This is a genomic window from Gordonia sp. YY1 (genome assembly GCF_009872315.1).
Lineage (GTDB): Bacteria > Actinomycetota > Actinomycetes > Mycobacteriales > Mycobacteriaceae > Gordonia > Gordonia amicalis.
In genome coordinates this window covers 114,872-141,449 of sequence record NZ_WXYI01000013.1, presented here as the reverse complement: position 1 = coordinate 141,449, position 26,578 = coordinate 114,872, and the positions used below count along the sequence as shown (strand labels likewise).

The 26,578-nt window shown below is 67.6% G+C and carries 21 protein-coding genes; 8 read left to right on the top strand and 13 right to left on the bottom strand.

Annotated elements, in window-relative coordinates:
• Positions 1-41 precede the first annotated feature (41 nt).
• The 7 genes from BPODLACK_RS16880 to BPODLACK_RS16850 all read right to left on the bottom strand — a co-directional run bounded on the left by BPODLACK_RS16880 (position 42) and on the right by BPODLACK_RS16850 (position 10,824).
• Positions 42-1,433, bottom strand: coding sequence for an HNH endonuclease signature motif containing protein (locus tag BPODLACK_RS16880; RefSeq protein ID WP_159405757.1), 1,392 nt, complete (start codon positions 1,431-1,433; stop codon positions 42-44).
• A gap of 395 nt (positions 1,434-1,828) precedes the next feature.
• The gene (locus BPODLACK_RS16875) at positions 1,829-3,748 is read right to left on the bottom strand and encodes an ABC transporter ATP-binding protein (RefSeq protein WP_159405756.1); all 1,920 of its coding nucleotides are present in this window, start codon (positions 3,746-3,748) and stop codon (positions 1,829-1,831) included.
• A complete protein-coding gene (locus BPODLACK_RS16870) occupies positions 3,745-5,478 on the bottom strand; it encodes an ABC transporter ATP-binding protein (RefSeq protein ID WP_159405755.1) in 1,734 nt (577 codons plus the stop codon). The genes BPODLACK_RS16875 and BPODLACK_RS16870 overlap by 4 nt, the downstream gene beginning before the upstream one ends.
• Before the next feature lie 146 nt (positions 5,479-5,624).
• Positions 5,625-6,425 (bottom strand): family 1 encapsulin nanocompartment shell protein, encoded by an 801-nt coding sequence (locus BPODLACK_RS16865; RefSeq protein WP_006436573.1) that lies wholly within the window; start codon positions 6,423-6,425, stop codon positions 5,625-5,627.
• Between the two features lie 65 nt (positions 6,426-6,490).
• On the bottom strand, positions 6,491-7,495 hold the full coding sequence (locus BPODLACK_RS16860; protein WP_096275047.1) for a Dyp-type peroxidase: 1,005 nt from the start codon (positions 7,493-7,495) through the stop codon (positions 6,491-6,493).
• Positions 7,496-7,607: 112 nt separating this feature from the next.
• On the bottom strand, positions 7,608-9,269 hold the full coding sequence (locus BPODLACK_RS16855) for an FAD-binding dehydrogenase (RefSeq protein WP_159405754.1): 1,662 nt from the start codon (positions 9,267-9,269) through the stop codon (positions 7,608-7,610).
• 76 nt (positions 9,270-9,345) lie between these two features.
• Positions 9,346-10,824 (bottom strand): amidase, encoded by a 1,479-nt coding sequence (locus tag BPODLACK_RS16850; RefSeq protein WP_159405753.1) that lies wholly within the window; start codon positions 10,822-10,824, stop codon positions 9,346-9,348.
• 411 nt (positions 10,825-11,235) lie between these two features.
• Between BPODLACK_RS16850 and BPODLACK_RS16845 the strand changes: the two genes are divergently transcribed.
• The gene (locus BPODLACK_RS16845; protein ID WP_006436577.1) at positions 11,236-12,198 is read left to right on the top strand and encodes an alpha/beta hydrolase; all 963 of its coding nucleotides are present in this window, start codon (positions 11,236-11,238) and stop codon (positions 12,196-12,198) included.
• Positions 12,199-12,566: 368 nt separating this feature from the next.
• Here BPODLACK_RS16845 and BPODLACK_RS16840 read toward each other — a convergent pair whose 3' ends face one another.
• Entirely contained in the window at positions 12,567-13,925 is a 1,359-nt protein-coding gene (locus BPODLACK_RS16840) for a DUF3068 domain-containing protein (RefSeq protein WP_159405752.1), read from the bottom strand.
• A 103-nt stretch (positions 13,926-14,028) separates the two neighbouring features.
• Positions 14,029-15,405, bottom strand: coding sequence for an ABC1 kinase family protein (locus tag BPODLACK_RS16835; protein WP_159405751.1), 1,377 nt, complete (start codon positions 15,403-15,405; stop codon positions 14,029-14,031).
• A gap of 223 nt (positions 15,406-15,628) precedes the next feature.
• Between BPODLACK_RS16835 and BPODLACK_RS16830 the strand changes: the two genes are divergently transcribed.
• The 3 genes from BPODLACK_RS16830 (at position 15,629) to BPODLACK_RS16820 (ending at position 18,627) form a co-directional block, all read left to right on the top strand.
• On the top strand, positions 15,629-16,672 hold the full coding sequence (locus tag BPODLACK_RS16830) for an NAD(P)-dependent alcohol dehydrogenase (protein ID WP_159405750.1): 1,044 nt from the start codon (positions 15,629-15,631) through the stop codon (positions 16,670-16,672).
• Between the two features lie 115 nt (positions 16,673-16,787).
• Positions 16,788-17,921 (top strand): Rv2629 family ribosome hibernation factor, encoded by a 1,134-nt coding sequence (locus tag BPODLACK_RS16825; RefSeq protein ID WP_159405749.1) that lies wholly within the window; start codon positions 16,788-16,790, stop codon positions 17,919-17,921.
• Between the two features lie 40 nt (positions 17,922-17,961).
• Positions 17,962-18,627 carry a DUF6766 family protein gene (locus tag BPODLACK_RS16820; protein ID WP_096275046.1) on the top strand — a complete coding sequence of 222 codons (666 nt, stop codon included), beginning with the start codon at positions 17,962-17,964 and terminating at the stop codon, positions 18,625-18,627.
• Positions 18,628-18,635: 8 nt separating this feature from the next.
• On the opposite strand, the gene BPODLACK_RS16815 is transcribed toward BPODLACK_RS16820, so the two are convergent.
• Positions 18,636-18,881 (bottom strand): DUF6480 family protein, encoded by a 246-nt coding sequence (locus tag BPODLACK_RS16815; RefSeq protein ID WP_096274821.1) that lies wholly within the window; start codon positions 18,879-18,881, stop codon positions 18,636-18,638.
• Between the two features lie 141 nt (positions 18,882-19,022).
• On the opposite strand from BPODLACK_RS16815, the gene BPODLACK_RS16810 reads away from it, so the two are divergent.
• The 3 genes from BPODLACK_RS16810 (at position 19,023) to BPODLACK_RS16800 (ending at position 21,862) form a co-directional block, all read left to right on the top strand.
• Positions 19,023-19,223, top strand: a complete 201-nt coding sequence (locus BPODLACK_RS16810) for a hypothetical protein (protein WP_096274820.1) — start codon at positions 19,023-19,025, stop codon at positions 19,221-19,223.
• A 73-nt stretch (positions 19,224-19,296) separates the two neighbouring features.
• Positions 19,297-20,355 (top strand): hypothetical protein, encoded by a 1,059-nt coding sequence (locus BPODLACK_RS16805; RefSeq protein WP_159405748.1) that lies wholly within the window; start codon positions 19,297-19,299, stop codon positions 20,353-20,355.
• A 46-nt stretch (positions 20,356-20,401) separates the two neighbouring features.
• Positions 20,402-21,862 (top strand): aminotransferase class I/II-fold pyridoxal phosphate-dependent enzyme, encoded by a 1,461-nt coding sequence (locus tag BPODLACK_RS16800; protein ID WP_201450628.1) that lies wholly within the window; start codon positions 20,402-20,404, stop codon positions 21,860-21,862.
• A 78-nt stretch (positions 21,863-21,940) separates the two neighbouring features.
• On the opposite strand, the gene BPODLACK_RS16795 is transcribed toward BPODLACK_RS16800, so the two are convergent.
• Entirely contained in the window at positions 21,941-22,375 is a 435-nt protein-coding gene (locus BPODLACK_RS16795; protein WP_006436587.1) for an SRPBCC family protein, read from the bottom strand.
• Positions 22,372-23,985, bottom strand: coding sequence for a phytoene desaturase family protein (locus BPODLACK_RS16790; RefSeq protein WP_159405747.1), 1,614 nt, complete (start codon positions 23,983-23,985; stop codon positions 22,372-22,374). Before BPODLACK_RS16790 ends, BPODLACK_RS16795 begins: the two co-directional genes overlap by 4 nt.
• A gap of 126 nt (positions 23,986-24,111) precedes the next feature.
• On the opposite strand from BPODLACK_RS16790, the gene BPODLACK_RS16785 reads away from it, so the two are divergent.
• On the top strand, positions 24,112-25,011 hold the full coding sequence (locus BPODLACK_RS16785; RefSeq protein WP_051995403.1) for an SDR family NAD(P)-dependent oxidoreductase: 900 nt from the start codon (positions 24,112-24,114) through the stop codon (positions 25,009-25,011).
• Between the two features lie 11 nt (positions 25,012-25,022).
• On the opposite strand, the gene BPODLACK_RS16780 is transcribed toward BPODLACK_RS16785, so the two are convergent.
• Positions 25,023-26,558, bottom strand: coding sequence for an FAD-dependent oxidoreductase (locus BPODLACK_RS16780; RefSeq protein WP_159405746.1), 1,536 nt, complete (start codon positions 26,556-26,558; stop codon positions 25,023-25,025).
• Positions 26,559-26,578: the final 20 nt, after the last annotated feature.

Here is a 26,578-nt window from a genome sequence, read left to right as displayed (position 1 = left end):
TCCGGATCGATTTTCTTAGGCATGTGCCCATCCTTCCTGACTCAGAAGGAAGCGGCATCAAACCTGGGGTGATTCAGCTGCCAGGTGCAGCGGCCTTCGTCGGGTCCTTCGCGGACCATGCGGGTGGTGTAGTCACCGGGCTTGTCGCTGACCATTCGGTTGTGTTTCGGGCACGCCGGGGCGAGGTCGACGATGTCGGTCAGCCCGCCCAGGCCCCAGTCGAGTTGGGCGTGATGCATTTCCACATACGCCGCGGACAGGTCGCAGCCGGGTGTGGAGCAGACGTGACCGTCGGGGCGGGCGAAGGAGACCAGGCGTTGTTCGCGGGTGGCTAGACGTTTCCCGCGCCCGAAGTACAACGGGATCGCGGTGGCGTCTTTGAACACCGTCAGCCAGGGTTGGGCGTCGGCGGCCATCGTGATCAGGTCGGGGATGGGGATGAGGGTGCCGGTGGCGGTGGTGGCGAACCCGGCTTCACGTATCAGATCGGTCAGATCGGCCTTGACGATCATCTGCACAGGCAGCCCACGGTGACTCTTGCCGAGCATGCCGTCCTCGAACACCGCTGTCAGCAGCGCGTTGAACGCATCGTGGTTCAACTGCGCGGGGCTGCGGTCATCGCGCTCGGCCGCGGCGGCCACCTGGTCGGGGTCGGCGTTCTCGATCGAGCCGTGGGGTGAATCGGGATCGGTGGGGTTGTTCATGCCGGGTTTGGCCCACACCGCGAGGAACATGCTGATGCGCGCGAGGAGTTCGGGGGTGAGGGTGGCGGTGAGTTGGGCGGTGCCGTCGGCGCGTTGGCGGTTGACCCACAGTTGGCGGCGTCGCTGGCGATCCGAATCGTCGGTCAGGATGCCGTCGGGATCGAGTTGCGCCAGAAGCCGTGCGCCGAGCGCGGTGATGTCGGCGGGGGTGTGGTCGACAGCGATCTCGGCCATCTGGCGTTCGGCGGCGACCTGCATATCGTGTGGGGTGGCGTGGGGGATCTGGTCGAGGACCTCCATCACCGCGTGCACGTGCGCGGACCCGACGCGGCCGTCGGCGAAGGCCTTGGCCAGGGTGGGGTGGGCGGGTTCGAGGGGTTCGCCGGTGGTGAGGTCGGGAAAGGTTGCAGTGGCCCGAGTTTGTTTGAGTCGTTTGCCCGGGTAGGCGATGCGCAAGCGGTGGGTCATGAACTGGATGACACTGCGATGACCGGTCTTACGTGGCAGATCACGTTCGGTGGCTTCGACGACCTGACGGTCACCGGCGAAACTCAGTCGCGCGATCGCGCGTTCGGTCTCGGCGGCGACATCGACCAGCTCGGCATCCGGACACTGTGCCAGGCTCGCCGTCTGCAGTTGATCGATGAGGGTGTGGATCTGACCGATCAACGCGGCGGGGTTGGACGGTGGCGGTGTGGTGGTGCCATCGTGCAGTGCGTGATCGGCCATGGTCACCCCCCCGGAGACATTGACTCGAATGTGTGTTCGATAACTCGACAGTACCCGCAGTTCGACTACCTCGCAACGACTTTCGGTACTTGGCTTCGTCGCGTGACTTGTCGGTGGGGTCTGGTAGAGGGCGGTGGGCGGGGGCTTCGACGTGGTGCCTCGCTGCGCTCGGTACCGGCTCAGCCGGCGGGGTGGATGCCGGGGGCTTCGCTCGGTACCGGCTCAGCCGGCGGGGTAGATGCCGGGGGCTTCGCTCGGTACCGGCTCAGCCGGCGGGGTGGATGCCGGGGGCTTCGCTCGGTACCGGCTCAGCCGGCGGGGCGGGGTGGATGCCGGGGCTTCGACGCGGTGCCTCGCTGCGCTCGGTACCGGCTCAGCCGGCGGGGGCTGTCGACTCAGCCCGCCTCGAGCGCACCGGTGAACTGGCTCTCGTAGAGACGGCAGTACGCACCGCGGGCGGCGAGGAGTTCCTCGTGGTTGCCCTGCTCGACGATGTGGCCGTTCTCCATCACCACGATCACGTCGGCGTCGCGCACCGTCGAGAGTCGGTGTGCGATCACGAAACTCGTGCGATCGGTACGCAGGTTGGCCATCGCCTTCTGGATGAGCAGCTCGGTGCGGGTGTCGACGGAACTGGTCGCCTCGTCGAGGATGAGGATCGTGGGCTTGGCGAGGAACGCCCGGGCGATCGTGATGAGCTGCCGCTCACCGGCACTCACGCCGCCCCCCTCGTCGTCGAGGACGGTCTCGTAACCGTCTGGAAGGGTGCGGACGAAGTGGTCGACGTGGCTCATCCGCGCGGCCTCGAGCACCTCCTCGCGGGATGCCGAGGGGTCGCCGTAGGCGATGTTGTCGTAGATGGTCCCGCCGAACAGCCACGAGTCCTGCAACACCATGCCGGTGCGCTCCCGCAGGTCGTCGCGGGTCATCTCGGCCGAGTCCACACCGTCGACGCGGATGGTTCCGGAGTCGACGTCGTAGAACCGCATGATCAGGTTGACCAGGGTGGTCTTGCCGGCGCCGGTCGGCCCGACGATCGCGACCATGTGTCCGGGACGCGCTGTCAGGGTGAGGTTCTCGATCAGCGGCTTGTCCTCGACGTAGCGGAACGAGACGTCGTCGAACTCGATGAGACCGTTGTCGACCGCGGGGGTCTTCGGGTTCGCCGCGTCCGGGGTCTGCTCGTCGGCGTCGAGGATGTCGAAGATGCGCTCGGCCGAGGCGACACCGCTCTGCATCAGGTTGATCATCGACCCGATCTGGGTCAGCGGCTGAGTGAACTGGCGTGAGTACTGGATGAACGCCTGCACCTCGCCGAGGCTCAGGGAACCCGACGCCACCCGCAGGCCACCGACGACGGCGACGGCCACGTAGTTGAGGTTCCCGAGGAACATGATGGTCGGCATGATGACGCCGGAGATGAACTGCGCGCGCCAACTCGACTCGTACAGCTTCTCGTTGCGCTCGTCGAAGGTCGCCTCGATCTCGCGCTGACGCCCGAATGCAGTCACCAGCTCGTGACCGGTGAAGGCCTCCTCGACCTGGGCGTTCAGTGCCCCGGTCGATGCCCACTGCGCGGAGAAGTGCGGCTTGGAACGCTTCGCGATGACGGCGGTGGCGAGGACCGCCAGCGGGACCGTCGTCACCGCGATCAGCGCGAGCAACGGCGAGATCCAGATCATCATCACCAGCAGTGCGATCACCGTCAGCGCCGAGTTCACGAACTGGGCGATGGTCTGCTGCAGGCTCTGCGAGAGGTTGTCGAGGTCGTTGGTGACCCGGCTGAGCAGCTCACCGCGCGGCATCGTGTCGTAGTAGCGCAGGGGCAGACGGTGGACCTTCTCCTCGACCTGGGCACGGAGCTCCCGGATGGTCTCCACGACGACGATGTTCAGCAGATAGGCGGCCAGCCAGCCGAGTCCCGACGCCACGACGTACATCACGAAGGTGATGAAGAGGACTCGGCCGACGTCGCCGAAATCGACTCCGACGCCGGGTGTCACGTCCATCGACGACACCATGTCGGCGAACGTGTCGTCACCGCTTGCACGCAGGCCCGCGACCGCCTGGTCCTTCGTCTGGCCCGCGGGCAGCATCCGGCCGATGACCCCGTTGAAGACGAGGTCGGTGGCGTGCCCGAGGACGCGCGGGGCGATGGCCAGCAGGACGACCGAACCCACGATCGAGGAGAGCGTGACCGTCATCAGGCCCCGGTACGAACCGAGTTGGGCGACAACTCGTCTGATCGACGGCCAGAACGAGCGCGGCTTGGACTCGGGGCTGCCGGCCGCCGGTGGCCCACCTGGGCGGGTCATGCGCGCTCCTCCATGGCCATCTGCGATTCGGCGATCTCGGCGTAGGTGGGACACGAGGCCAGCAGGTCGTCGTGGGTGCCGATGCCCACGACGCGTCCGCGGTCGAGGACGACGATCTGCTCGGCGTCGACGATGGTCGAGACGCGTTGGGCGACGACGATCACCGAAGCGTCCCGGGTGGCCGGGCGCAGGGCCGCGCGCAGTCTGGCGTCAGTGGTGAGGTCGAGGGCCGAGAACGAGTCGTCGAACAGATAGATGGCGGGACGCCGGACGAGAGCTCGGGCGATCGCCAGCCGCTGCCGCTGCCCGCCGGAGACCGTGGTGCCGCCCTGCGAGACCTTCGTGTCGAGGCCGTCGGGCATCGCCGAGACGAACTCGTCGGCCTGCGCGATGCGCAGTGCCTCCCAGATCTCGTCGTCGGTCGCGTCGGCCTTGCCGTGCAGGATGTTGGACCGGATGGTTCCGGAGAACAGGTACGGCCGCTGGGGGACGAGACCGACCACCGCCCTCAGCTCGTCGGGATCGAGACGTTTGACGTCGGTGCCGCCGACCCTGACCTCCCCGGCGGTCGCGTCGATGAGTCGGGGGACGAGTCCCAGGAGCGTTGTCTTGCCCGAACCGGTCGAACCGACGATGGCGGTCGTGGTCCCGGGCGTCACGCCGAAGCTGATGCCGCTCAGCACCGGATCGTCGGCGCCGGGGTAGCGGAACTCGGCGTCGTCGAACTGCACGGTGCCCGGATGGCCGGCGAAACCGACCGGATCGGTCGTCGGATGCACCGAGGTCTCGGTGTCGAGGACCTCGGAGATGCGCTCGGCGCAGACCGCGGCGCGTGGCGCCATCATGGCCAGGAACGACGCCATCATCACCGACATCAGGATCTGCATGACGTAGGTCATCAGCGCGGTGAGCGCGCCGATCTCGACGGTGCCGTCGGCGACGGCGTGCCCGCCGAACCAGATGACCGCGACGACCGTGACATTGGTGATCACCATGACCAGCGGGAACATCAGGGCCATCAGCTTGCCGACCCGCAGGGTGGCGTCGGCGAGGCGGTCGTTGGCGACGCCGAAGCGCTGCCGCTCGTGGTCCTCGCGCACGAAGGCGCGCACGACGCGGATACCGGTGATCTGTTCGCGCAGAACCCGGTTCACCGCGTCGATGCGCTCCTGCATCGAGCGGAAACCGGGGATCATGCGGGCGATGACGAGCCCCATCGACAGGCCGAGGACCGGCACGGCCACCGCGATGACCCACCACAGTGCGGGGGCCTCGCGGATGCCCATGATGATCCCGCCGAAGCACATGATCGGCGCCATCACGAGGATCGCGCTGCTCATGACGATCAGCATCTGTACCTGCTGGACGTCGTTGGTCGTGCGCGTGATCAGTGACGGTGCGCCGAAGGTGCCGACCTCGCGGGCGGAGAACGAGTTCACCCGGTGCAGCAGGTCGCTGCGGATGTCGCGGCCCGCACCGAGGGCGGCGCGTGCGCCGAAGAACTGCGCGATGACCGTCGCGACGATCTGCACGATGCTCACGAGCAGCATCCAGCCGCCGATACGCAGGATGTAACCGGTGTCGCCGGTCGCCACGCCGTTGTCGATGATGTCGGCGTTGAGACTGGGCAGGTACAGCATCGCCGCGGTCGCCACGAGCTGCAGCGACACCACCATGACGATGTTGATGCGGTACCGCTGCAGGTACGTGCGGATGAGTCGGGTCAGCATCCCGGCGCCGGGAGCGTGGCGAGCGGGCCGAGGTCATGGCCCGGCGCCGGGAGCGTAGCCCGCGTGGCGAGCGGGGCGGAGGTCACTGCGATCACCTGCGTCAGACTAGTTGCCCCGGCTAAGTGAGGTGCGTCGGTCTCCGTCGATCAACCGCCGAACAGCGCGACGGCCGCCTCCCCGGTGTGGGTGAGGTAGGTGAACGACTCCTGGAAGTAGAGGTTCACGACGTCGGCGTCGTGGGAGTCGTAGCCGATCGAGACGTCCTGCCCGATCGTCAGCTCGAAGTCGCCACCACGGGTGCTCATGACGAACGCGCCACGGATGGCGGGCGCCCACACGATGTCGCCGGTGACCAGCCGCTTGATGTGGTCGCGGATCGGGTAGCCGTGGTTGGACGTCTCGTTGACCTGCGTGTACACCTCCGCCGACATGGCGACCGAGTACGGCCCGTCGACCGAGGCGAGTCGCAACGTGGTCAGTGCCTGGCTGACGGCCTCGGGGTAGTCGCGGACGTCCTCGGGCAGCTGGATCGGGGTCGCCGTGGCCTCGGAGCGGATACCGGCGATCGAGGCAGCCGCGTAGCCCTCGAAGATCGCCCGGTCCTCGGCGAGCGCGAGCTGGCGCGCGGCCTCGACGACCGGATCCCAGTCGGAGTCCTGGGCGCCGCGGTCCACATCGTCGATGGCCTCACGGGAGACGGTGAACGGCACCTTCAACTCGACCAGCGACTGTGTGCGCCGGATGAACGCCTGGATGCCGTCGGCCGGCGAGTCGATCTTGCTGCGATGGCCCAGGGTGACCGCCGCGGTGTCCTGACCCATCGGCCCCTTCACGTCGACGAGTCGACGGCCCGCGATGTTCCGCTTGAACGACCGGGTCGCCTCCTCCTCGATCTCCGCCCAGGCTGCCTCGGAGATGGGCGCGAGTTCGCGGTGCAGGTTGTTCATGGTGGCCTCCTGATGCGGTGGTGTCGGGCGGTGGGTCTGTCTGCAGGGACTGGTTCCCGGGGGGACTAGCGTAGGGAGCCGATCCCCAGGGAACCGTCGCCGCGGCGGGGCGGGACCTGGGCGGCGGGTTCGGATGTCTGGGGTGCGGGCGGCAGATCCTCGAGGAAGTCGATGGTCGGGGTGAAGAACTGCGCACCGGTGACGGCGGTGGTGAAGTCGAGAAGGCGGTCGTAGGTCCCCGGCGGATCGCCGATGAACATCTTGCGCAGCATCTCCTCGGTGACGTCGGGTCCGGCGGAGTAGGCGATGTAGAAGGTGCCGTTCTCGCCGGCCCCGGAGACGTCGCCGTAGGGCATGTTGTCGCGGACGACGTCGATCTCCTCGCCGTTCTCGTCCTCGACCTTGTTGAGCGCGATGTGGGAGTTCGCCGGCTTCACGTCGTCGGACATCTCCACGTTGTCGAGCTTGGTCCGCCCGATCGCGGCTTCCTGTTCACCCGTGCTCAGCCCGTTCCACGACGAGAGGTCATGGACATAGCGCTGGATCGCGACGTAACTGCCGCCGGCGAAGTCGGGGTCCTCGTCGCCGACGGTGATCGCCTCGACCGCGGCCTGCCCGACCGGATTCTCGGTGCCGTCGACGAAACCGATGAGGTCGCGCAGGTCGAAATAGCGGAAGCCGTGGACCTCGTCGACGACCGTCACCGCATCGCCGAGTGCGTCGGTGATCAGGCGGCCGAGTTCGAAGCACAGGTGCATCTGGTCGGACTTGATGTGCACCAGCAGATCGGCCGGGGTGGCCGGAGCCGTGTGGACGTCGCCCTCATAGGGCACGAACGGACGCAGCGCACGGGGACGGGGGCCGTCGAACAACCGGTCCCACGCGTCCGAACCGATCGAGACGATGCCGGCCAGCGCCGCCTCCGGGGCACGCGAGGACACCGCGTTGTTCAGTCCCGGGATCTCCGCCAGCACATCGCGGACCGTGTCCTCACCACCGTCGTCGATGGTGAGGACGAGAAAGATCGCCGACTTGGTCTTTCGCGTCAGGATCGTCTGCGGCACCGGCACGCCCATTACCCTAGCCCACGCATATCCGAAACGGGATCGCGGATGGGGTCGCGAAAAAGTAGGGCAGGCAGCCCTTTTCGTAGACGTGCCGCCACCCGGTCGAGGGCCGGGGTCAGCTGCGCGCGACGGCCCGTCCGGCCGCTCGTCCGGAGAAGATGCACCCGCCCAGGAAGGTGCCCTCGAGAGCGTTGTAACCGTGCACACCGCCGCCCCCGAAGCCGGCGACCTCGCCGGCGGCGAACAGACCGTCGAACGCGCTGCCGTCGGGTCGCAGCACCTGGGAGTCGAGGTTCGTCTCGAGGCCGCCGAGGGTCTTCCGGGTGAGGATGTTGAGCCGCACCGCGATCAACGGACCGTGTGCGGGATCGAGGATGCGGTGGGGCTTGGCCACACGAACCATCTTGTCGCCGATGAACTGTCGCGCGTTGTTGATCGCCATCAACTGGGCGTCCTTGGAGAACTTGTTGTCCACCTCGGCGTCGCGGGCGGAGATGACGCGTTCGATGTGGGCGAGATCGAGTTCGGGGCCGCGGGCGATCGCGTTCATGCCGCTGACCAATTCGGGCAGGTTGTCGGCGACCACGAAGTCGATACCGTTGCGCAGGAAGGCATCCACCGGACCGGCGGCGCCCTTGGCGAGGCGGCTCCTGGCGGCGAGCCGGAGATCCTTGGACGTGATGTCTGGGTTCTGCTCCGAACCCGACAGCATGAACTCCTTCTCGACGATGGACTGGGTGAGGATGAACCACGAGTAGTCGTGACCGGCGGCGACGATCGCCTTCATCGTCGAGTTCGTGTCGAAGCCCGGGAAGTTCGGCGGCGCGAGGCGGTTGCCGTTGGCGTCGAGCCACAACGACGACGGGCCCGGGATGATCCGGATGGCGTGGTCCGGCCAGATCGGGTCCCAGTTGTGGATGCCCTCGGTGTAGTGCCACATGCGGTCCCGGTTGACGATGCTCGCGCCGGCGTCCTCGCTGATCCCCAGCATGCGTCCGTCGACGTGGGCCGGGACGCCGGAGATCATCGTCTTCGGTGCCGGTCCGAGACGGTCGACCGGCCAGTTCTTGCGGATGAGGTCGTGGTTGTGGCCGATCCCGCCGGAGGTCACGATGACCGCGCCGGCGCGGACCTCGAACTCGCCCGTCACATCGCGGTTCGACGCCTTGCCGCGCCCGAGGTCGGTCGGTGCGAGGGTCGCGCCCCGCACGCCAACGGCGACACCGTCTTCGACGATGAGTTCGTCGACGCGATGGCGGAACCGGAACTCGACCAGCCCGCGCTTCTCGGCCTCGACGACCGGTTCGGCGAAGATCCGCACGACCTCCGGCCCGGTGCCCCAGGTCAGGTGGAAGCGTGGCACGGAATTCCCGTGCCCGTCGGCGAAACCGCCCCCGCGTTCGGCCCAGCCGACGATCGGGGTGATGCGCAGCCCGAGATCGTGCAGATACTGCCGCTTCTCGGTGGCCGCGAAGTCGACGTACGCCCGGGCCCACTGCCGCGGCCAGTAGTCCTCGTCGTCACGGTCGAATCCGGCTGACCCCATCCAGTCCTGCAGGGCGAGGTCCGCGGAGTCGGAGATGCCGAGTCGGCGCTGCTCGGGGGTGTCGACCATGAAGAGTCCGCCCAGCGACCAGAATGCCTGTCCCCCAAGATTGTTGCGGTTCTCCTGATCGACGACGACCACCCGCCGGCCGGCCTTGGTGAGCTCGTATGTCGCGACCAGACCCGCCAGACCCGCACCGACGACCACCGCGTCGGCCACCTGCTCAGTCACGACAACTCCTCACCTCGTTCGATGTGCCGCTCGTCCCCACGAGAACTCGCGATCTCGAGAAGACATTAGCGCCGCGTCACACGGTGATGTCGGCGTACCGGTGGAACCACGGCGCGGCATCTTCGAGCGATGCGGCGAGGGCGAGGAGATCGCCGTCGGCGCCCAGCTTGCCGACGAACTGCACCCCGAGCGGCAGGCCGGTGTCGGTCCAGTGCAGGGGAACGCTGATCGCCGGACGCCCGGTCAGGTTCGCCAGCTGGGTGTAGGGAACCCAGTCGAGGTTCTCCTCGATGAGCTGGTCGACGATTCCCATCCGCGACATCACCCGGCCGACGCGGGCGTGAGCCGCGAGACGCGCTGCCCGCTGGAGGAGGGGTGGGGTCGTCATGGACCCGATCCTCGGTGGCGGTACGGCGAGGGTCGGGGTCAGCAGCAGGTCGTAATTCTGGTGGAAGCGTTCGAGCGCGAGGACGTGGTCGTTGACGTGATCGAGTGCCCGGAAGAGCGGCACGACCCCGGCCGCACGGCCGATCTCGGCGAGGGCGAGAGTGTCCGCCTCGAACTCGGAGTCACCGGCGCCGGACAGGCGTCGCGCCTCGTCGACCTGGGCCGCCGCCTTCGCGAACCAGATCTCGAGGAAGTCGCGGGCCAGTTCCGCGTCGTCGTGCGGCGGGTCCACCTCCTCGACGTGGTGCCCGAGTCCGGTGAGCACGCGTGTGGCGTGCTCGACGGCGGCGACCGCCTCGGGGTGTGGTGCGGGGTTGATCGCCGAACGGGTGGTGAACCCGATCCGCAGCAGTCGCGGCGGCGTGGCGATGCGGGTGGTGAAGGACTCGGTGTGGAGGGGAGCGGGATAGGTCGACGACGAGGTGGGGCCGATGATCGCGTCGTAGAGGGCGGCCGCGTCGCGCACGGTCCGGGTCACGACGCCCTCGACTCCCATCCCGAAGAGCGGTTCACCGGTGGCGGGGCCGAACGGCATCAGACCGCGCGAGGCCTTCAGGCCGACCAGGCCGTTGCACGCCGCCGGGATGCGGATGGATCCGCCGCCGTCGTTGGCCCCGGCCGCGGGCACGATGCCGGCGGCGACGGCGGCCGCGCTGCCACCGGACGAGCCGCCGGGGGTCACGTCGGGGTTCCACGGATTGCGCGCCGGGCCCCAGAGGACGGATTCGGTCTGTGCCTTGGCACCGAACTCCGGGGTGTTGGTCTTACCGAAGATGACCAGCCCGGCGTCGAGGAAGCGTTGGACGACCGTCGCGTGTTCGGTGGCCACGTGCCGGGCGAGTGACCGGGAGCCGCGCGTCGTCGGGTAGCCGCGGTAGTCCTGGGCGAGGTCCTTGATCAGGAACGGGACGCCGGCGAACGGTCCGTCGAGCTCGGTGTGCACCCGGCGGTCGGCCTCGGCTTCCATCGGGATGACGATGGCGTTCAGGTGGGGGTTCACCGTGGCGGCACGTGTCCGTGCCAGATCGAGGAGTTCGACTGCCGTGACCTCGCCCGAGGCGACGAGTCCGGCGAGTGCGGTGGCGTCGGCGCCGAGGTATTCACCCATGTCCACCGCCCTGACCCTAGTGATCGAGGCGTCGAATCGCGGGTGGTTGATCGACATGGCCGGCCCCGAAGCTCGTGGCAGATCTCCGTATCACCGTTAACCACCCAAACGAATAACGGTGCGGTCGCGGCAATTTCATCCGTTCAGAGGGCAAAATCGGGCAAGGATGCCGCGTATGGGCCATATGGGCTGTTCAGATCGCGGCAGATGTGAGATGTGCCACTGCCATCCGGGGTCACGAAGCACGTTCCAGCCTTTGCCGCGACGTTATCGTGCCGTTACACTTCACGACGACGGGTACCGCGCCGGAGGGGGATCAATACAATCCCCCTCGTACCACTTCCGCAGTACCCGGTAGGCAAGACCCAGACAGCGGCCGACTCCGGCCGAGATCCAAAGGAAAACTGACGAATGCTGACTCGCGCCCGTAAGCGCCTCGTCGCCGGACTCGTGGCTCTCGTGGCCGTGTCAGGTGCCACGCTGGTCGCAGCTCCGCCGGCGTCCGCAGCCAATGGCTGCAACGTCGAGTATGTCCGCTCGAACGCCATGAACCGGACCGTGCCGGTGTGCATCGTCTCGGCGGGTGGCGGCGGACCGAAGCCGACGCTCTACCTCCTCGACGGACTCCGCGCCCCCAACAACAACAGCGGCTGGCTGATCAACACCGATGTCGCCCGCTACATGGCCGGCAAGGGCACCAACGTCGCCATCCCGTTCGGCGGCGGCGGCAGCTTCTACACCGACTGGCAGTCGGCCGACCCCAAGCTGGGCGTCAACAAGTGGGAGACCTTCCTGACCCGCGAATTGCCGGGCTACATGGCCGCAAACCATGGCAGCGACAACCGTCGCAACGGCATCGCCGGCCTGTCGATGTCGGGCACCTCGGCGCTCAACCTCGCGTCGCGTCACCCGAACTTCTACAAGGCGGTCGCGTCCTACAGCGGCTACCCGACGGTCACCATGCCGGGCTTCACCCAGGGCATCCAGGCCTCCGTCATCGAGATGGGCGGCAACCCCACCAACATGTGGGGCTTCTACCCGGCGGGTAGCTGGTTCCAGAACGATCCGTTCCTGAGCGCGGGCAACCTGGCCGGCAAGTACGTCTACGTGTCGTCCGGCAGCGGCGTCGGCAGCAAGTACGACTCGTCGGTCAACCCGACCAGCGGCAACTTCGACCCGGTCAAGTTCGCGCAGATGATCCCGCTCGAGGTCGCCGCCTCGACCAGCAGCCAGCTGTACGTCGGCCGCGTGGCGCTCGTCCCCGGCGTCAAGCTCACCACCCGGATCACCCCGGACGGTGCGCACTGGTGGGACTACTGGTCGAGCACCTTCAAGGAGTCGTGGGCCAAGACCTTCCGCCCGGCGTTCTTCTGAGCCGAGTGAACGGTCTCGCAACTCCATAGAGACAACAACGGCACGGGCCGGTGACCTTCGGGGTCACCGGCCCGTGTTGTGTGTGTGGCCCTGCCTGGCTACGGGAGCGGGGTGGCGCGGTCCTCGCATCTGAGGGGCGGGGTGGCGAGCCTCGCACCTGAGGGGCGGGGTGGCGAGCCCTCGCACCTGAGGGGGTGGCGCGGTCCTCGCACATCAAGTGGGCAGAGGAGCCTCGCGCCTCTGAGGGCCAGATTCAGCAGTTCGTGTCGCCGGCCGACACGTAGTGCTGCACCTGCCACAGACAAAACACCGCGGGCGCATCCGGTGGGTACCGGATGCGCCCGCGGGGGTCGCCGTGCAGCTGGGCCCTACTCGGGCGGCGGCTGCTTGCGGAAGGTGCGCGTCGACGAATCGTCGGCCGGGGGCTCGCCACCGTCGACCTTCGGGATCTGCTCGGTCGGCCGCTCCCACGGGTTACCCGCTGACGGTGCGGCACCGGCCGGAGGGACATCCCGCTTGATCAGTCGGGTGTCGCGGTCGTCCGCGGCGGGCGGGGCGCCGACCGGACCGGCGGTGGCCACGACGGCGTCGTCGCGACGTCCGCGGAGGAACAGCAGGACCGCGGCGGCCAGCAGGATGGCGCCGATGACGCCGAGGATGATCGGCACCCAGGTGCCGCCGACCTTCAGCTGGTTCAGGTAGCCGCTGGCCTTGTCGGCCTGGTTGGCGACGGTCTGGTCGGCCCACTTGAACGTGCCCTTGAGCGCGTCCATCCGGAATTCACGAACCGGCGCCGGAGTGGCCTCGCTCTGGTCGGGCGACTTGAAGTACTGGTGCTGGTCCTCGCGACCGTCGACGATGGTGCCGGTCTCGGGTTCGACCCACACGTGGCGGGTCGCCGCCGCGTAGCGGTGCATGGTGACCGGATCGTTCGGGCGGACGCCGCGGCCGGTGATGCCCCACCACCTGGCGGGCATGGTCAGCATGGTGCCGAGAGCGGCCTCACCCTGGGCGTTCGGCAGCGACGACAGATCGGTCTCGGGGACGTCGCACGCGAAGTGATACGTCTTGACCCCGTCGATCTCCTCCTCGCCCTGGAACTTGGCCGCGCAGTCCTGGCGGGTGTTCAGGTCGTAGTACGCGTAGTCGCGCTTCTGGACGTCGAAGCCGAACTTGTACTGGAAGCCGGTGCGGTTGTCGAGGGCGACCGACACGTCGTTGACGTTGCCGCCCGGCGGGACGGCCTCGAGCTGCAGCGAGCTCACGGCGCCGTTGGGAACCGAGGTCTTCCGGTTCACCGACACGCGGTCGATGGACGCGGCGAGCAAGCCGTCCTTGCAGGTGCGGGTCTCACCGGCAGCGGCGACGCTCGGCTCGGTCTCCTGACCGTCGGCGTCACGGAGCCGGTCGATCAGAACGGTCTGCGCGGACTGCAGGCTCGCCTGGCGGCTGTCCGACGGTTCGGTGATGATCGAGCGGCGTTGCTGGGTGAGGTGCGCCTCGAGTGTGCGGGCACGGTCCTCGGCCACCGAGCAACGGTCGAAGATGACGGCCGGGAACCGGTCGCCCGTCGAACCGTCGGCCGCCACCGTCGTCGCGTCGGAGGTGATGTCCAGGTCCAGCGGCACCACCTTCAGTTGCGGCACCAGGTAAAGCGGGATGGCGATGGCCGCCGCGATGAACGCGGCGCCAAAGAATGCCAGCAGTGCCGGCACGAAACGTCTCATGTGTGACTCCTGTGAATCAGCAGCTAATCGCTCTCACCCTAGCGGTCGATTCGCGCTCCGTACGCGTCAGTAGGCCCGACATGCCGCGATTTACCACCGTGCATCAGCTCATTCGTTCACGGTCGGCCCGGCGATCGCGCTCGGCCTCCTTCAGGATGCCGGCCATGTAGCCGTAGATCTCCTTGTCCGACATGGCCTTCCATCGTGGCGCCAACAGCTTCATGTACTTCTCGACGTACAGCAGCTGTTTGCCGACGAGAACCAGTTCGCGCGGCAGCCGGGCGTCGTGGGCCTTGGCCACGGCGGCGAGTTGTCGGCCCAGGTCGGTGTAGGACATCGAACCGAGATCGGTCGTCGACAGCGGGGTCGTCACCTTCTTGATGTCCTCGGCGCCCCTGGCGGTCGACCCCGGCTTGTGGACGGCGCCCAGCAGGAAGATCGCGCGGCCTGCGGATTCGTAGTCCGCCCGGACCACCAGATCGACGACGAGCTGGCGAAGGATCCGGCGCGTACGCGGGGTGAACCGGCCGACGATGCCGAAGTCGAGCAACACGATCTTCCCGGTTTCGTCGACGAGGACGTTGCCGGCGTGCAGATCGCCGTGGAAGAGGCCGCCGTGGAATGCCGAGTCGAGGAGCGACAGCAACAGGTTCCGGCACAGCGCGACGCCGTCGTGACCGGCCGCCCGAACCGCGGCGGCGTCGTCGATCCGGACCGCGTGGATGCGCTCCATGGTCAGGACGCGCGGCGTCGTGAACTCGTCGTACACGTGCGGGACGCGGACACGATCCCCGAAGGGGCCCGGTTGCAGGCACTCGAACCATTCCCGCATGGTGTCCGCCTCGATCCGGAAATCCAGTTCGGCATCGAGGCCGGCCGCGAAATCCTCGACGACGTGGCGCGCGCTGAGCATCCGGCCGTACTCGGAGACCTCGACGAGACCGGCGAGACGTTCGAGGATCGCGACGTCCGGGGCGAGCCGGTCGGCAATCCCGGGTCGCTGGATCTTGACGACCACTTCTTCGCCGCTGTGCAGGGTCGCGGTGTGGACCTGCGCGATCGACGCCGAGGCGATCGGCACCGGATCGAACTGCGCGAAGACCTCTTCGGGCGGGCGGCCGAGTTCGGCGACGAATTGTGCACGCATCTCGTCGGGGTCGGCCGGTTTCACGCGATCGAGCAGCGTCTCGAACTCCGAGGAGAGGGCGTCGGAGAAGACGCCGGGACTCGAGGCGATCAGCTGCCCGAGCTTCACGTAGGTCGGACCCAGATGCTCGAAGGTGGCCCGCAGTTCATGCGCCGCGCGCGCAGCATTGGGCGCGCGACCGCGAATCGCGTCGCCTGCCGTGTGGAGGACGAACCGCCCGAGGCCCGCAGCCGCGTGGGCGGTGGTTGCCCCGAATCGCGTGACCTCGGCGATGGGCGACACCGGATGCAACTGCGTGCGCCGGCCGTCGTCGACCGAGCTGTTGATCGTCACCGTCGTCCATTGTAACGATCTTCGAAGGCCGATCCAGTGTCCGTACGTGCTGCGTCGGCTCCCGACGTGCCGTTCTGGCGATGACGCACGCGCGACGGCAGACTTGTCACGTGCCGACCCATGCACACCTGCGCATCGGTCGCCCCGAACGCATCAGCACCCGAACACACATCAGCCCGCGAACACTTCAGTCCCTGAACATCCAGCCCTAGGAGTCCCCCGCATGCCCACGACGGTCAACGCGTACATCGCCCCGGCAGCAGATCGCCCGCTCGAGCCGACCACGATCGAACGGCGCGACCTCGGCCCGAACGACGTCGCGATCGCCATCGCCTACGCCGGGATCTGCCACTCCGATATCCACACCGCACGCGACGAATGGGGTGGCACCCGGTTCCCGGTGGTCCCGGGGCACGAGATCGCCGGTACGGTCTCCGCCGTCGGTGAGGGCGTCACCCGGTACGCGGTCGGGGATCGCGTGGGCGTGGGCTGTTTCGTCGACTCCTGCCGTGAATGCGAGCCGTGCAGACTCGGTGAGGAGCAGTACTGCGAGCGCGGCAGCACCGGGACGTACAACGCGCTCGGCCGGGACGGGCAACCCACGCACGGCGGCTACAGCACCTCGATCGTCGTCGACGAGAACTATGTCTGCCGCATCCCGGAGGGGATCGCGCTCGACGAGGCGGCTCCGCTGCTGTGCGCGGGGATCACGCTGTATTCGCCGTTGCGGCACTGGGGTGCGGGTCCCGGCAAGAAGGTGGCGATCGTCGGTCTCGGTGGCCTCGGACATGTCGGGGTCAAGATCGCCCACGCGCTCGGCGCCGAGGTGACGGTGCTGTCGCAGTCGCTGAAGAAGATGGAGGACGGCTTGCGTCTCGGGGCGGACCACTACCACGCGACGAGTGATCCGCAGACCTTCCGCGACCTGCGCAACTCCTTCGACCTGATCCTCAACACCGTGTCCGCGAACCTGCCGATCGGCAAGTACCTGGGCATGCTCGCCCTCGACGGCACCCTCGTCGAACTCGGTCTGCCCGAACATCCGATCGACGTCGCGGCCGGTGCGCTGATCGGCAAGCGGCGCAGCTTCTCCGGTTCGATGATCGGGGGGATCGCCCAAACCCAGGAGATGCTCGACTTCTGTGCCGAGCACGGCATCGGTGCGGAGATCGAGGTGATCTCGGCCGATCGGATCAACGAGGCATACGACCGCGTGGTCGCGTCGGACGTGCGCTACCGGTTCGTGATCGACGCCGCCACGCTCTGACCCCCGTCTGTTGCCCGGCACGCCGACCGGCGGCCGGGCCGGGATGTTTGAGGGCCTCCTCGCTGGGCACCCGTAGAGGGTCGACGTGCCCGAACAACCCGTGAGGAGACCGCGCATGAACTCGACCCGACTTCGAGCGCTGACGACCACGACAGGTCCGTTCGCCTCGGTCTACATCGACGATTCGCACAACACCGAAGATGCCGCGCACGCGATGGAATTGCGTTGGCGCGCATTGCGCGACGAACTGATCTCGGCCGGAGCGGAACCCGCTGTCGTCGATCCGATCGGCACCGCCCTCCTCGGCCAGGTGCCGTCGGTCGGTGTCAGTGGTCGAGCGGTGATCGCCGGTCCGGACGGAGTGATCCTCGACGAGCAGCTCATCCGTCCACCGGTGACCCCGACGGCCCGTTACTCGCCGGTGCCCTATCTGGTCCCGCTGATCGAGCACGGCACCGCGTCGCCCTGCCACGTGGTCGCCGCCGTCGACCACACCGGGGCCGACATCGAGGTCTTCGCTACCGGTGGGGTGTCCGTGAAGACCGAAACCGTTGAGGGCGAAGGGTATCCGGTGCATCACGCGGCAAGTGCCGAGTCCCCCGGATACGGCGACCCGCAGCAGCGCAGCGACGAAGAAAGACGCAAGAACATCCGGGCGGTGGCCGAGCGCCTGACCGCCATCGTCGACGCCGACGACCCCGAGATCGTCTTCGTCATCGGCGAGACATCCTCGACCGCCGATCTGACCGCCGCGGCTCCCGAGCGGCTGGCCACGCGACTCGTCGATCTGCACCTGGGCGCGCGGCGCGGCGGAGTGGCCGACGCCGACGTCCGCCGTGCTGTCGCCGAAGAATTCGCGCGGCGCCAGAACGAGCTGATCGCCGATGTGGCCGAACGTTTCGAGGCCGGGCTCGGTCATGATCCGGCACTCGCCGTCGAAGGTCTCACCGCCGTCTGCGGCGCGCTGCGGAACGGCGAGGTCGAAACGCTGATCATCGGTGACCTCGACGGCGCGACGGTCGTCGACGGCGGACCGGACGCGGGTGGGGTCGCAACTCTCGCACCGACTCCGGAGAATCTCTCGGAGCTCGGACTGGCACCCGAGCGGACGCTCCTGGCCGACGAGGCGCTGCCGCTCGCGGCGGTCATGATCGGCGCCGAGTTGGTGCGAGTGGACGAACGGATCGCCCCGCGTGACGGGGTGGGTGCGGTGTTGAGGTATTCGCCTCGTTCTCCGGCCCTGGGCTGAGGCCCGGCCGGCGTCGGTGATCGGAGAGGGGCCGGTTCTGATGATGCGCCGCGTCTTACGCGACAACGGGCTGTTCCTGGCCTGTTCGGCGCTGTTTCTCGTCTTCATGTTCGGGATGATCGTGTCCGGTTGGCATGCCTTCAACGCCGAGCAGATGTCCCACGGCGCCGCGTCGGTCTCGCTGTCGGGGTACCTGCGCACCGGCGAATTCGTCGAGGCGACGTTCGAGAACTGGGAATCCGAGTTCCTCCAGATGGGCATGTACGTCGTGTTGACGGCTTTTCTGTATCAACGGGGTTCGTCGGAGTCCAAACCCGTGGATTCCGAAGCGCCGCAGGACGTGGACCCTCGCGCGGAGAAGGACCAGGCCGGTGCCCCATGGCCGATCCGCCGCGGTGGGTGGGTTCTGGCGGTATACGAGAACTCGTTGTCGATAGCGTTTTTCGCGCTGTTCCTCGCCTCGTTCGTCCTGCACGCCGTCGGCGGCGCGCGTGCGTACAGCACCGAGCAGGAGCAACACGGTGAGGCCGCGGTAACGGTCTGGCAGTACCTCACCACATCGCAGTTCTGGTTCGAGTCGATGCAGAACTGGCAGAGCGAATTCGTGGCGGTGGCCGCGATCGTCGTATTGTCGGTCATACTGCGACAACGCAATTCGGCGGAATCCAAGCCCGTCGCCGATCCCCACCTGGCGACGGGGGCCTGATCAGGTCGTCACAGCACCATCACGATGAGCCCGACGATGATGACGAGCATCGCGATCACCAGGAGACCGACGCCGAGGAAGGCGCCGACCCCGCCGGCCGGAAAGTGTTTCGTCCGATTGGGTTGTTCGTGCGAGAGCCCCGACGTCTGGGGGGTGTCGGGTGGAGTGTCGCCGGGTGCCACACCGCCACCGGACTCCAGATCGGGTGTCTCCTCCGGCGCTGGGTCCATGGACTTGCGCTCTTCGTCAGACATGCTCGTGGCATACCCACGTCACGAAGGGCCTACACCTCGTGGGAGGCCGTCCTCACGGATTTCCGGTGTTTAGAAACCGAACACCCCGGGAAGTCGCACATGTCCGGATACCCGAAACGGATTGGCGGTGAACACACCTAGATGTCCGAAGAACTACCGATGGAGCCGGCCGAGACCGGTTCACCGGACCAGACCCCCGACGACGCCCGCCGCAAGGTGGACGAACTCGAGGAAGAACACGTCGACGAGCCTACGGAGAAGGAGAACGAGGCTCAGCCCACGTCGGGCGACGAGGAGGACCTCGAGTCGCCGGCCGCCGGCGAGCCCGAGCCGCCGGACTGACCCCGGCGGACCGACCGTCGGTGGATGAACAACCGTCGAGCGCCAGGAGGGCAGGAGAATCTCGAGTCTGCGAATGGTGGCCGAACACGGGTTGCCCGAGACGTTGATCACGAACGGCGAGGACCGGATTCGCGGGATCGCCGAGCGATTCGGGATGGATTACCGCGGAGTCACCGTCACCCGTGACACCACACTCCAGATGACCCCGCGCGGCGATCTGGAGACCGTCTGGGGTGCCGACCGGGTCCCGGACGAAGTCGTCGTGTTTGTGACCGAGATGCCTCGCCTGTTCACCGTCCGCGGGGGTCTCGGCAGTGACCGGCGTACCCGGGACAGTGTCGTGCTGGCCGAACTCGACCGGGAACGTGGGGCCGCGGTGATCTCCCTGCCGGCGCTCGGGCCATCCCCCCGCCGGCGGCTCGGCAACCTCATCGCGACGGTGGTGTCCTCTCTGAAGGACTCCTCGACCGAGTCGTTCGAGCGGTCCCGCGGACTGCTGGTCGAACGCGATGGTGAGACGGAATATGTTGTGGCCCCGGGTATCACCCCTCGGATGCGTTTGACGGCGGGGATGGTGCGCGGCAACCGGCCGTGGCGACTGATCCCGACGCTCACGGGCATGACGGCGGCCGCTGCCGCGGCGGCGTCGTTCGGTGTCTTCTTCTCCACCATCTGGTCGATGGCCAACGCGCTCAGTCCATGGCGTCTGGCCGCCATCTCCATACTGTCGATGGTCCTGGCAACGCTCTGGCTGATCGTCAACAACCGCCTCTGGGAACGGACGACCGACACCTACCGACCACGCGCCCGGCTCTACAACACGGCCACGGTCTGCACCGTCGCCTTCAGCGCGGTGGTCCTCTACGTGGGCCTGTTCGTCGCGGTCCTCGTCGCCGCCATGACCGTCATCGAGGAGACCTTTCTGTCCTCGCAACTCGGCTTCCGGGCCGGGCTGGTCAACTACGTCAACCTCGCATGGCTGGCGACGTCGATGGGGATCTTCGCCGGTGCGCTCGGTTCCAGCGCCGACAGTCACGACGACGTGCTCAGGGCGACATACGGCTATCGAGAACGCCTGCGACGCCGCGCCGCGAAGTCGTCACACAGCGGCGAGATGAGCGAAGCCCATTGACCCGCACCCCTGTTCCGTCATAAGACACGATCGGAGCCCCGACACGATGTCTCTGGATCAATCTCGAGCACCACTACTCGAAGCACTCGACGGGTACCGCCGCGAGAACCGGTACGGCTACACGCCGCCCGGCCACCGACAGGGTCGTGGCGTGGACGACCGCACGCGCTCGACCATCGGAGGGGCCGCCTTCGAATCGGATGTCCTCGCCTCGGGCGGTCTCGACGACCGGCGGATGACCAACGCCTACCTGTCCGACGCCGAGGAACTCATGGCGGACGCGGTGGGCGCCGAGCTCACGTTCTTCTCCACGTGCGGCAGTTCGCTGTCGGTGAAGGCCGCGATGATGGCCGTGGCCGGTGGCGAAGGTGGGGAACTCCTCATCACCCGGGATGCCCACAAGTCGATCGTGGCCGGGCTGATCTTCTCCGGACTACGTCCGCGATGGGACGAGACGCTCCACCTGACGCATCCGCCGTCGCCCGCGGAGGTACGCAAGGCGTGGGAGACGGATCCCCAGGCGTCGGGCCTGCTCATCGTGAGTCCGACTCCATATGGCACGTGTGCGGACATCCGGGCCATCGCCGACGTCTGCCACGAGTACGGCAAGCCGCTGATCGTCGACGAGGCGTGGGGCGCGCACCTGCCGTTCCACGACGAACTACCCACGTGGGCAATGGATGCCGGAGCCGATGTTTGCGTCGTCAGTGTCCACAAGATGGGCGCGGGCTTCGAGCAGGGGTCTGTCTTCCACGTCCAGGGCGACCTGATCGACCGCTCTCGGCTGTCACGGTGCGCGGACCTGCTGATGACCACCAGCCCGAGCGTGCCGATCTATGCCGCGTTGGACGGCTGGCGTCGATACATGGTGCGGTCTGGGCGAGAAGTGCTCGGCCGAGGACTCGAGTTGGCGCGCACCGTCCGTCGCAGCGTCGACGAGATCGACGGTCTGACGGTGACGCATGACGAACTGCTCCGTGAAGAGGCCAGCCATGATCTGGATGAGATGCAGGTCCTGATCGACGTGGACGGGCTGGGGGTCAGTTGCTATCAATGCGCCGACTGGCTCCGCGAACACCATTGCGTCGACCTCGGATTGAGCGACCATCGACGGATTCTCGCGACCATCTCGCATGCCGACGACGAGGACACCGCGGATCGGTTGCTGACAGCGCTGCGCGATCTCGCTTCCGCCGCAGACTCTTTCGATCCTCCTCGGGAGATCCGCCAGCCGTCTCCGGACGAGCTGCAGCTGGAGAACAGGGTGCTCCCCCGTGACGCCTTCTTCGGCGACACCGAGTCGGTCTCCCTCGACGAGGCTCCGGGACGTATTGCAGCCGAACAGATCACACCGTACCCGCCCGGTATCCCGGTGGTGGTACCCGGCGAGGTGCTGAACGAGCCGGTTGTCGAGTACCTACGGACCGGGAAGAACGCCGGGATGAACCTGCCAGACGCCGCAGACGACGCCCTGGACACCATCAAGGTGGTGTGCCGCCCTACGTGACGGCCCTCCGCATGCTCCGGCCTCCTCGCCCAAAGCGGGGCTACTCGTAAGCCGGGAACACTGGATGAATCCCGGCTCTCAGCCGGGCTGACGCTCGGCGAGCATCGCCAGTCGAGTCAGGCACTCGTTCAGTCGGGGTGACATGGCGGTCTGCTGGACCACCGGCGGAACCCACTTCAGCGGGGCCGTCTCGACGAACTCCTCCATGCCGATCAGGGAGCCGTTGCCGTCCTTCTCGATCGTCATCCGGATGCGGGCGCGACCGAACGGCCAGCCGGCTGCGGACATCTCCAACAATCCCGCCTTGGACTCCACCGACGTCGTCTCGTCGTTGAGCAGCACGGGCCAGACGCCCACCGAGTGGTGGATCTTCGCTCCCGCCTGCGGCCAGGTGGGGTCGACGTCGCGGATGCGTGATGCGCCCACCACCCAGGAGGAGTAGAGCCAGCCGTCGGACAACACCGACCAGACCTGCGCGGGGGTTGCGGATGTGTGGCGTTCGACGCGATTCATGAATGATCTCCGTTCCCTTGTGGTTTCCATGGTTTCGTGAGGTGTCTGGTGATGGTGCGGTTCAACGCTCTTCGCGGCGTTCCGCGTATACCGTCGGAGGCAAGGGCGGCGCGTGCGGCGTTGTTGCCGCAGGCCCCGTGTACCCCGCCGCCGGGATGTGCGGCCGATCCCGCGAGATAAAGGCGGTCCACGGGTGTCGTGGCGCCACCGAGACTCGGCGATGGACGGAAGATCAACTGCTGGAACAATTGTGCCGTTCCCCCGTTCACCGTCCCGTGGACGAGGTTGGCGTCTGCGGTCTGCAGGTCGTGCGGTGTCTGCACGTGGCGGCCGATGGTCATGTCCGAGACGCCCGGAGCGTGCTCTTCGAGTACTTCGTCCATCCGGGCGGCGAGAAGACGAGCGGCCTCGTCGTCGGTGACCCCGCGGGGCAGGTGGCTGTAGGACCATGCGCTCTCGGTGCCGGCGGGTGATCTTCCGGCGTCGGCCGTGGTCATCTGACCGAAGAGCAGGAAGGGGTGTTCGGGTATGTTCCCGGTCTCGATGTCGGCGGTGGAGTAGGCGATGTTGCGCGCGTCCGCGCCGAGGTGCACGGTACCCGCGCCGCCGAGATTGGCGCTGCGCCAAGGTATCTTCCCGTCGATCGCGTAGTTCACCTTCACCACCGGGGTGTCCCAGGTGAACTTCTGCAGATCGTCGAGTACGCGCCCGGGCACGTCGGCCGGAGAGAGCAGGTCCGTGTAGAGCGCAGGCGCCGAGACATCGGCGAGAACTGCCCGGTCGGCCCGCCAGCGGCGTCCGCCGCTGTCGACGACACCTACCGCACGTCCACCCCGGACCTCGATCTCGGTCACCCGGGTGTCGCAATGTACCTGTGCGCCAGCACTTTCCGCGCGGCGCCGCAGTGCGGCAGACAGCGCACCCGCACCACCCACCGGGACCGGATATCCGGTGTCCTGGCCCAGCATGGTCAGCAGGTACCCCATCATTCCGCTGCCGGGTGCATGGAGGGGGATGTCGGCGTGCAGCGCGTTGCCCAGGATGAGCAGTCCCGACTTCTCGCTGTGGAACAGTTCCCGCACCATCCGATCGGCGGGCAGGATCAAGAACCGGGCAAGGCGCAGAGCCTCTGCGGTGCCGACGGAACGCAGCAGGGACAACACCGCGCGGACCGGCGGGAAAGAGCCGAACAACGTGTCGAGGATGGCGGGCCGCAGCATTTCCCACTGCTCGACGAGATCGAGCCACGCCTGGCCGTCACGTCGGTCGAAGGCGGCGAGTTGGGCTGCGGTGTCGGCCGCGTCGGGGTGGACGACCGGTGCGTCGTCGTCCTCGGGCCCCGCCGGATGTCCGAATGCCAATGGCGCTCTGCTCCAGCTCAGGCCGTGGGCTTCGAGATCGAGGTCGGCGAACACCGGGGAGGCGACGGCGAGGGGATAGAAGGCGCTGAAGAGGTCGGTCACGTAACCGGGGGTGAGCTCGGCACTCTTGATCGCCCCGCCCACCTCGGGCGCTGCCTCGAGGACGGTGACGTCCCATCCGGCGTCGGCGAGCCGGATGGCGGAGATGAGCCCGTTGTGTCCGGCGCCCACCACGACTGCGTCTGACACTCGTTTCCCTCTCCGTGATGGCTGCGTTCGGGTGGGTCGAGCCCACGGTGAGAAGGGGTACCCGTGCAGGGGCCGGATAAACGCGGTGAAGGTGTAGGACGGGACGGGCGGGGTAGTCCGGTGAACGTGAAGGTTTCCCTGGGTCTCGGTCGGTTGTGGCATCCGCAGGTCACCGATGATCGTCTTCGGCGGTTGTGTGCCGGACGGCCTGCCGTCATCACCGGCGCCGCTTCGGGAATGGGCCGGTCTCTGGCGAACAGGCTGGTGGCCGCCGGGGTGCCGGTGCTGCTCAGTGACGTCGACACGCAGGCACTCGCCGAGACCGCGGACTCGGCTGCGGAGAACGGTGCGACGGTGCATGCCGCCGAGGTGGACGTCGCCGACACCGCGGCCGTCACGGCTTATGCGGATGAGGTGGTTCGACGGTACGGCGCGCCGGCGCTCGTGTTCAACAACGCGGGCATCACGATGGTCGCGTCCGTCCTCGACGAGGACGACGATTATGCGCGGCGGATCCTCGCGGTCAACTTCGGTGGGGTCGTCAACGGTACCGAGGCATTCCTCCGACACCTTCATACCGCGGGGGGAGGGCGCATCGTGAACACGTCGAGCGCGTTCGGGCTGATGGGATCGCCCGCCCAATCGGCGTACTCGGCGTCGAAGTTCGCGACCCGCGGATACTCGGAAACCGTTCAGAAACAGTTGCGAGACAATGACTCCGGTGTCCGGATCCACATCGTCTACCCTGGCGTGGTCCACACCGCCATCGCACGACGGGCCCGGTACGTGGATTCCGCTGTGCGTGACCGTGTCACCAAGGGTTTCGACCGCCGGTTGCCAGGTACCCGATCGGATGCCGCGGCGATCTCGATCCTCGCCGGTCTGCTCGGCAACCGTGACCGCATACTCGTCGGGTTCGACGCATACGCCCTGGATCTGGGTGTACGAATCCTGGCCGGGGCCCTGCAGCGCCCCGTGGCGACGGTGACGCGACCGGTGTTCCGGCGGATCCTGGGCGCGGGGTAGTCCTGCCGGGATCAGTCGTCGGATGCGTCCTGCGAGTACAGGTTTCGCGTTGCCGGTCCTTCGAGGACCACACCGGTGTGGCTGAAGCGCGACCCGTGCAGCGGACAGTCCCAGGACTGCTCGGCGTCGTTCCAGCGCAGCACGCCGTACAGATGGGTACACAGAGGCGCGACGGATCGGGTCTGGCCGGCCACCGTGCAGACGGCCTTGGGTGCCGCGCCGGAGTGCCCGACGCTGCCGTCGCCCTCGGCGGGTGAGGTGTCCGCGGGTTTCAGCAGGCCGAGGTAGCCGCCGGCCATATATGCCGCGACCTGCGCGTTGGCCGACACCGCCGACGCCAGCGAGCCGGGCTTGGTGACCTCCGAGGTGCGCCAGGGGCGAAGGGTCTTGGACCAGGGCGGCTCCGACCCCAGGATGCGTCCGGTCATCGACAGCGCGGCCGCGACACCGTTGGTGAGTCCCCACTTCGCGAATCCCGTGGCCACCTGAACGGTCTCCATGCCGGGCAGAAGTTGCCCGACGTAGGGCAATTCGTCGATCGTCGTATAGTCCTGCGCCGACCACCGCGCGACCATTCGCGCGGTCGGGAAGTGCTTCTCGGTCCAGGCGATCATGTCCAGCGCGTGTTGGCGTTCGGATTTGGTCCGGCCCACCTCGTGACCGAAACCGCCGACCAGTAGCAGTTCGCCGTCGTGATCGTGGCGCGGAGCGGTTCGCAGGGAGACCGACGGGTTGTCGGCGCCGAGGTACATCTCGCGGGGGATCTCCCCGTCGACGACGAACGCCGCCGCGTACGAACGCTGCGGGTGCACCCGGGCGAAGAACCCGGCGCGGTCGAGGAACGGGACGCCGGTCGCGAGGATCACCGACTCCGCGCGCAGGTCGCCGGCGTCGGTGGTGACGGTGTGCGGTGAGCCGTGGCGCAGGCCCTGCACGTGGACACCCTCGTAGAGGTGGCCGCCGTGCGCGCGGAAGTCGTCGGCGAGGGCGCGCAGCACCACCATCGGGTCGATCTGCGCCTGTCCCTCCAGGCGGATCGCGGTGTGGACGTCGAAGGGCAGCTCCGGACAGTCGACGTGCTCCACCGGGATGTCGTGCGCTCGGCAGGCCTCGAACTCCTTCTCCACCGTCTTCGCGCCCGACGCAGTGGCCGCGAACGTCAGCGCCGCCCGCTCGTCGACCCGTAGTCCCCGGTGGGCGAGGTAGTGGCGCAGCCATGCCTGGCCTTCGCGATTCGCCTCGACGTAGTCGTGGACCGCGGCCTTTCCGTGACGACTCGAGATCGACGACAATCGAGTGCCCTGCAGGAGGGAGAGCTTGCCCGTCGTGTGTCCGGTCGCCGCGGCGCCGATGTGGCGTCGCTCGAGAACAGTGACCTTCTGACCGGCTCGAGCCAGCAGGAGTCCGGTGGTCAGACCGGTGATCCCACCGCCCACGACGACCTGGTCGTAGGTGTCGACGGTCCCGAACGGTGTGGTTTCGGGACGCACGTCCGGGAGCCCTGCGTGGTCGGTCTCACTCGCCGGGTCGAACCAGAGGGTTTTCATGGAGCTCGGGTTGCCTCGAT

Coding starts and splice junctions, on each gene's coding strand:
- BPODLACK_RS16880 (WP_159405757.1), bottom strand. CDS start 1,433: ATGGCCGATCACGCACTGCACGATGGCACCACCACACCGCCACCGTCC.
- BPODLACK_RS16875 (WP_159405756.1), bottom strand. CDS start 3,748: ATGACCCGCCCAGGTGGGCCACCGGCGGCCGGCAGCCCCGAGTCCAAG.
- BPODLACK_RS16870 (WP_159405755.1), bottom strand. CDS start 5,478: ATGCTGACCCGACTCATCCGCACGTACCTGCAGCGGTACCGCATCAAC.
- BPODLACK_RS16865 (WP_006436573.1), bottom strand. CDS start 6,425: ATGAACAACCTGCACCGCGAACTCGCGCCCATCTCCGAGGCAGCCTGG.
- BPODLACK_RS16850 (WP_159405753.1), bottom strand. CDS start 10,824: ATGGGTGAATACCTCGGCGCCGACGCCACCGCACTCGCCGGACTCGTC.
- BPODLACK_RS16845 (WP_006436577.1), top strand. CDS start 11,236: ATGCTGACTCGCGCCCGTAAGCGCCTCGTCGCCGGACTCGTGGCTCTC.
- BPODLACK_RS16840 (WP_159405752.1), bottom strand. CDS start 13,925: ATGAGACGTTTCGTGCCGGCACTGCTGGCATTCTTTGGCGCCGCGTTC.
- BPODLACK_RS16830 (WP_159405750.1), top strand. CDS start 15,629: ATGCCCACGACGGTCAACGCGTACATCGCCCCGGCAGCAGATCGCCCG.
- BPODLACK_RS16825 (WP_159405749.1), top strand. CDS start 16,788: ATGAACTCGACCCGACTTCGAGCGCTGACGACCACGACAGGTCCGTTC.
- BPODLACK_RS16820 (WP_096275046.1), top strand. CDS start 17,962: ATGATGCGCCGCGTCTTACGCGACAACGGGCTGTTCCTGGCCTGTTCG.
- BPODLACK_RS16815 (WP_096274821.1), bottom strand. CDS start 18,881: ATGTCTGACGAAGAGCGCAAGTCCATGGACCCAGCGCCGGAGGAGACA.
- BPODLACK_RS16810 (WP_096274820.1), top strand. CDS start 19,023: ATGTCCGAAGAACTACCGATGGAGCCGGCCGAGACCGGTTCACCGGAC.
- BPODLACK_RS16805 (WP_159405748.1), top strand. CDS start 19,297: ATGGTGGCCGAACACGGGTTGCCCGAGACGTTGATCACGAACGGCGAG.
- BPODLACK_RS16800 (WP_201450628.1), top strand. CDS start 20,402: ATGTCTCTGGATCAATCTCGAGCACCACTACTCGAAGCACTCGACGGG.
- BPODLACK_RS16795 (WP_006436587.1), bottom strand. CDS start 22,375: ATGAATCGCGTCGAACGCCACACATCCGCAACCCCCGCGCAGGTCTGG.
- BPODLACK_RS16780 (WP_159405746.1), bottom strand. CDS start 26,558: ATGAAAACCCTCTGGTTCGACCCGGCGAGTGAGACCGACCACGCAGGG.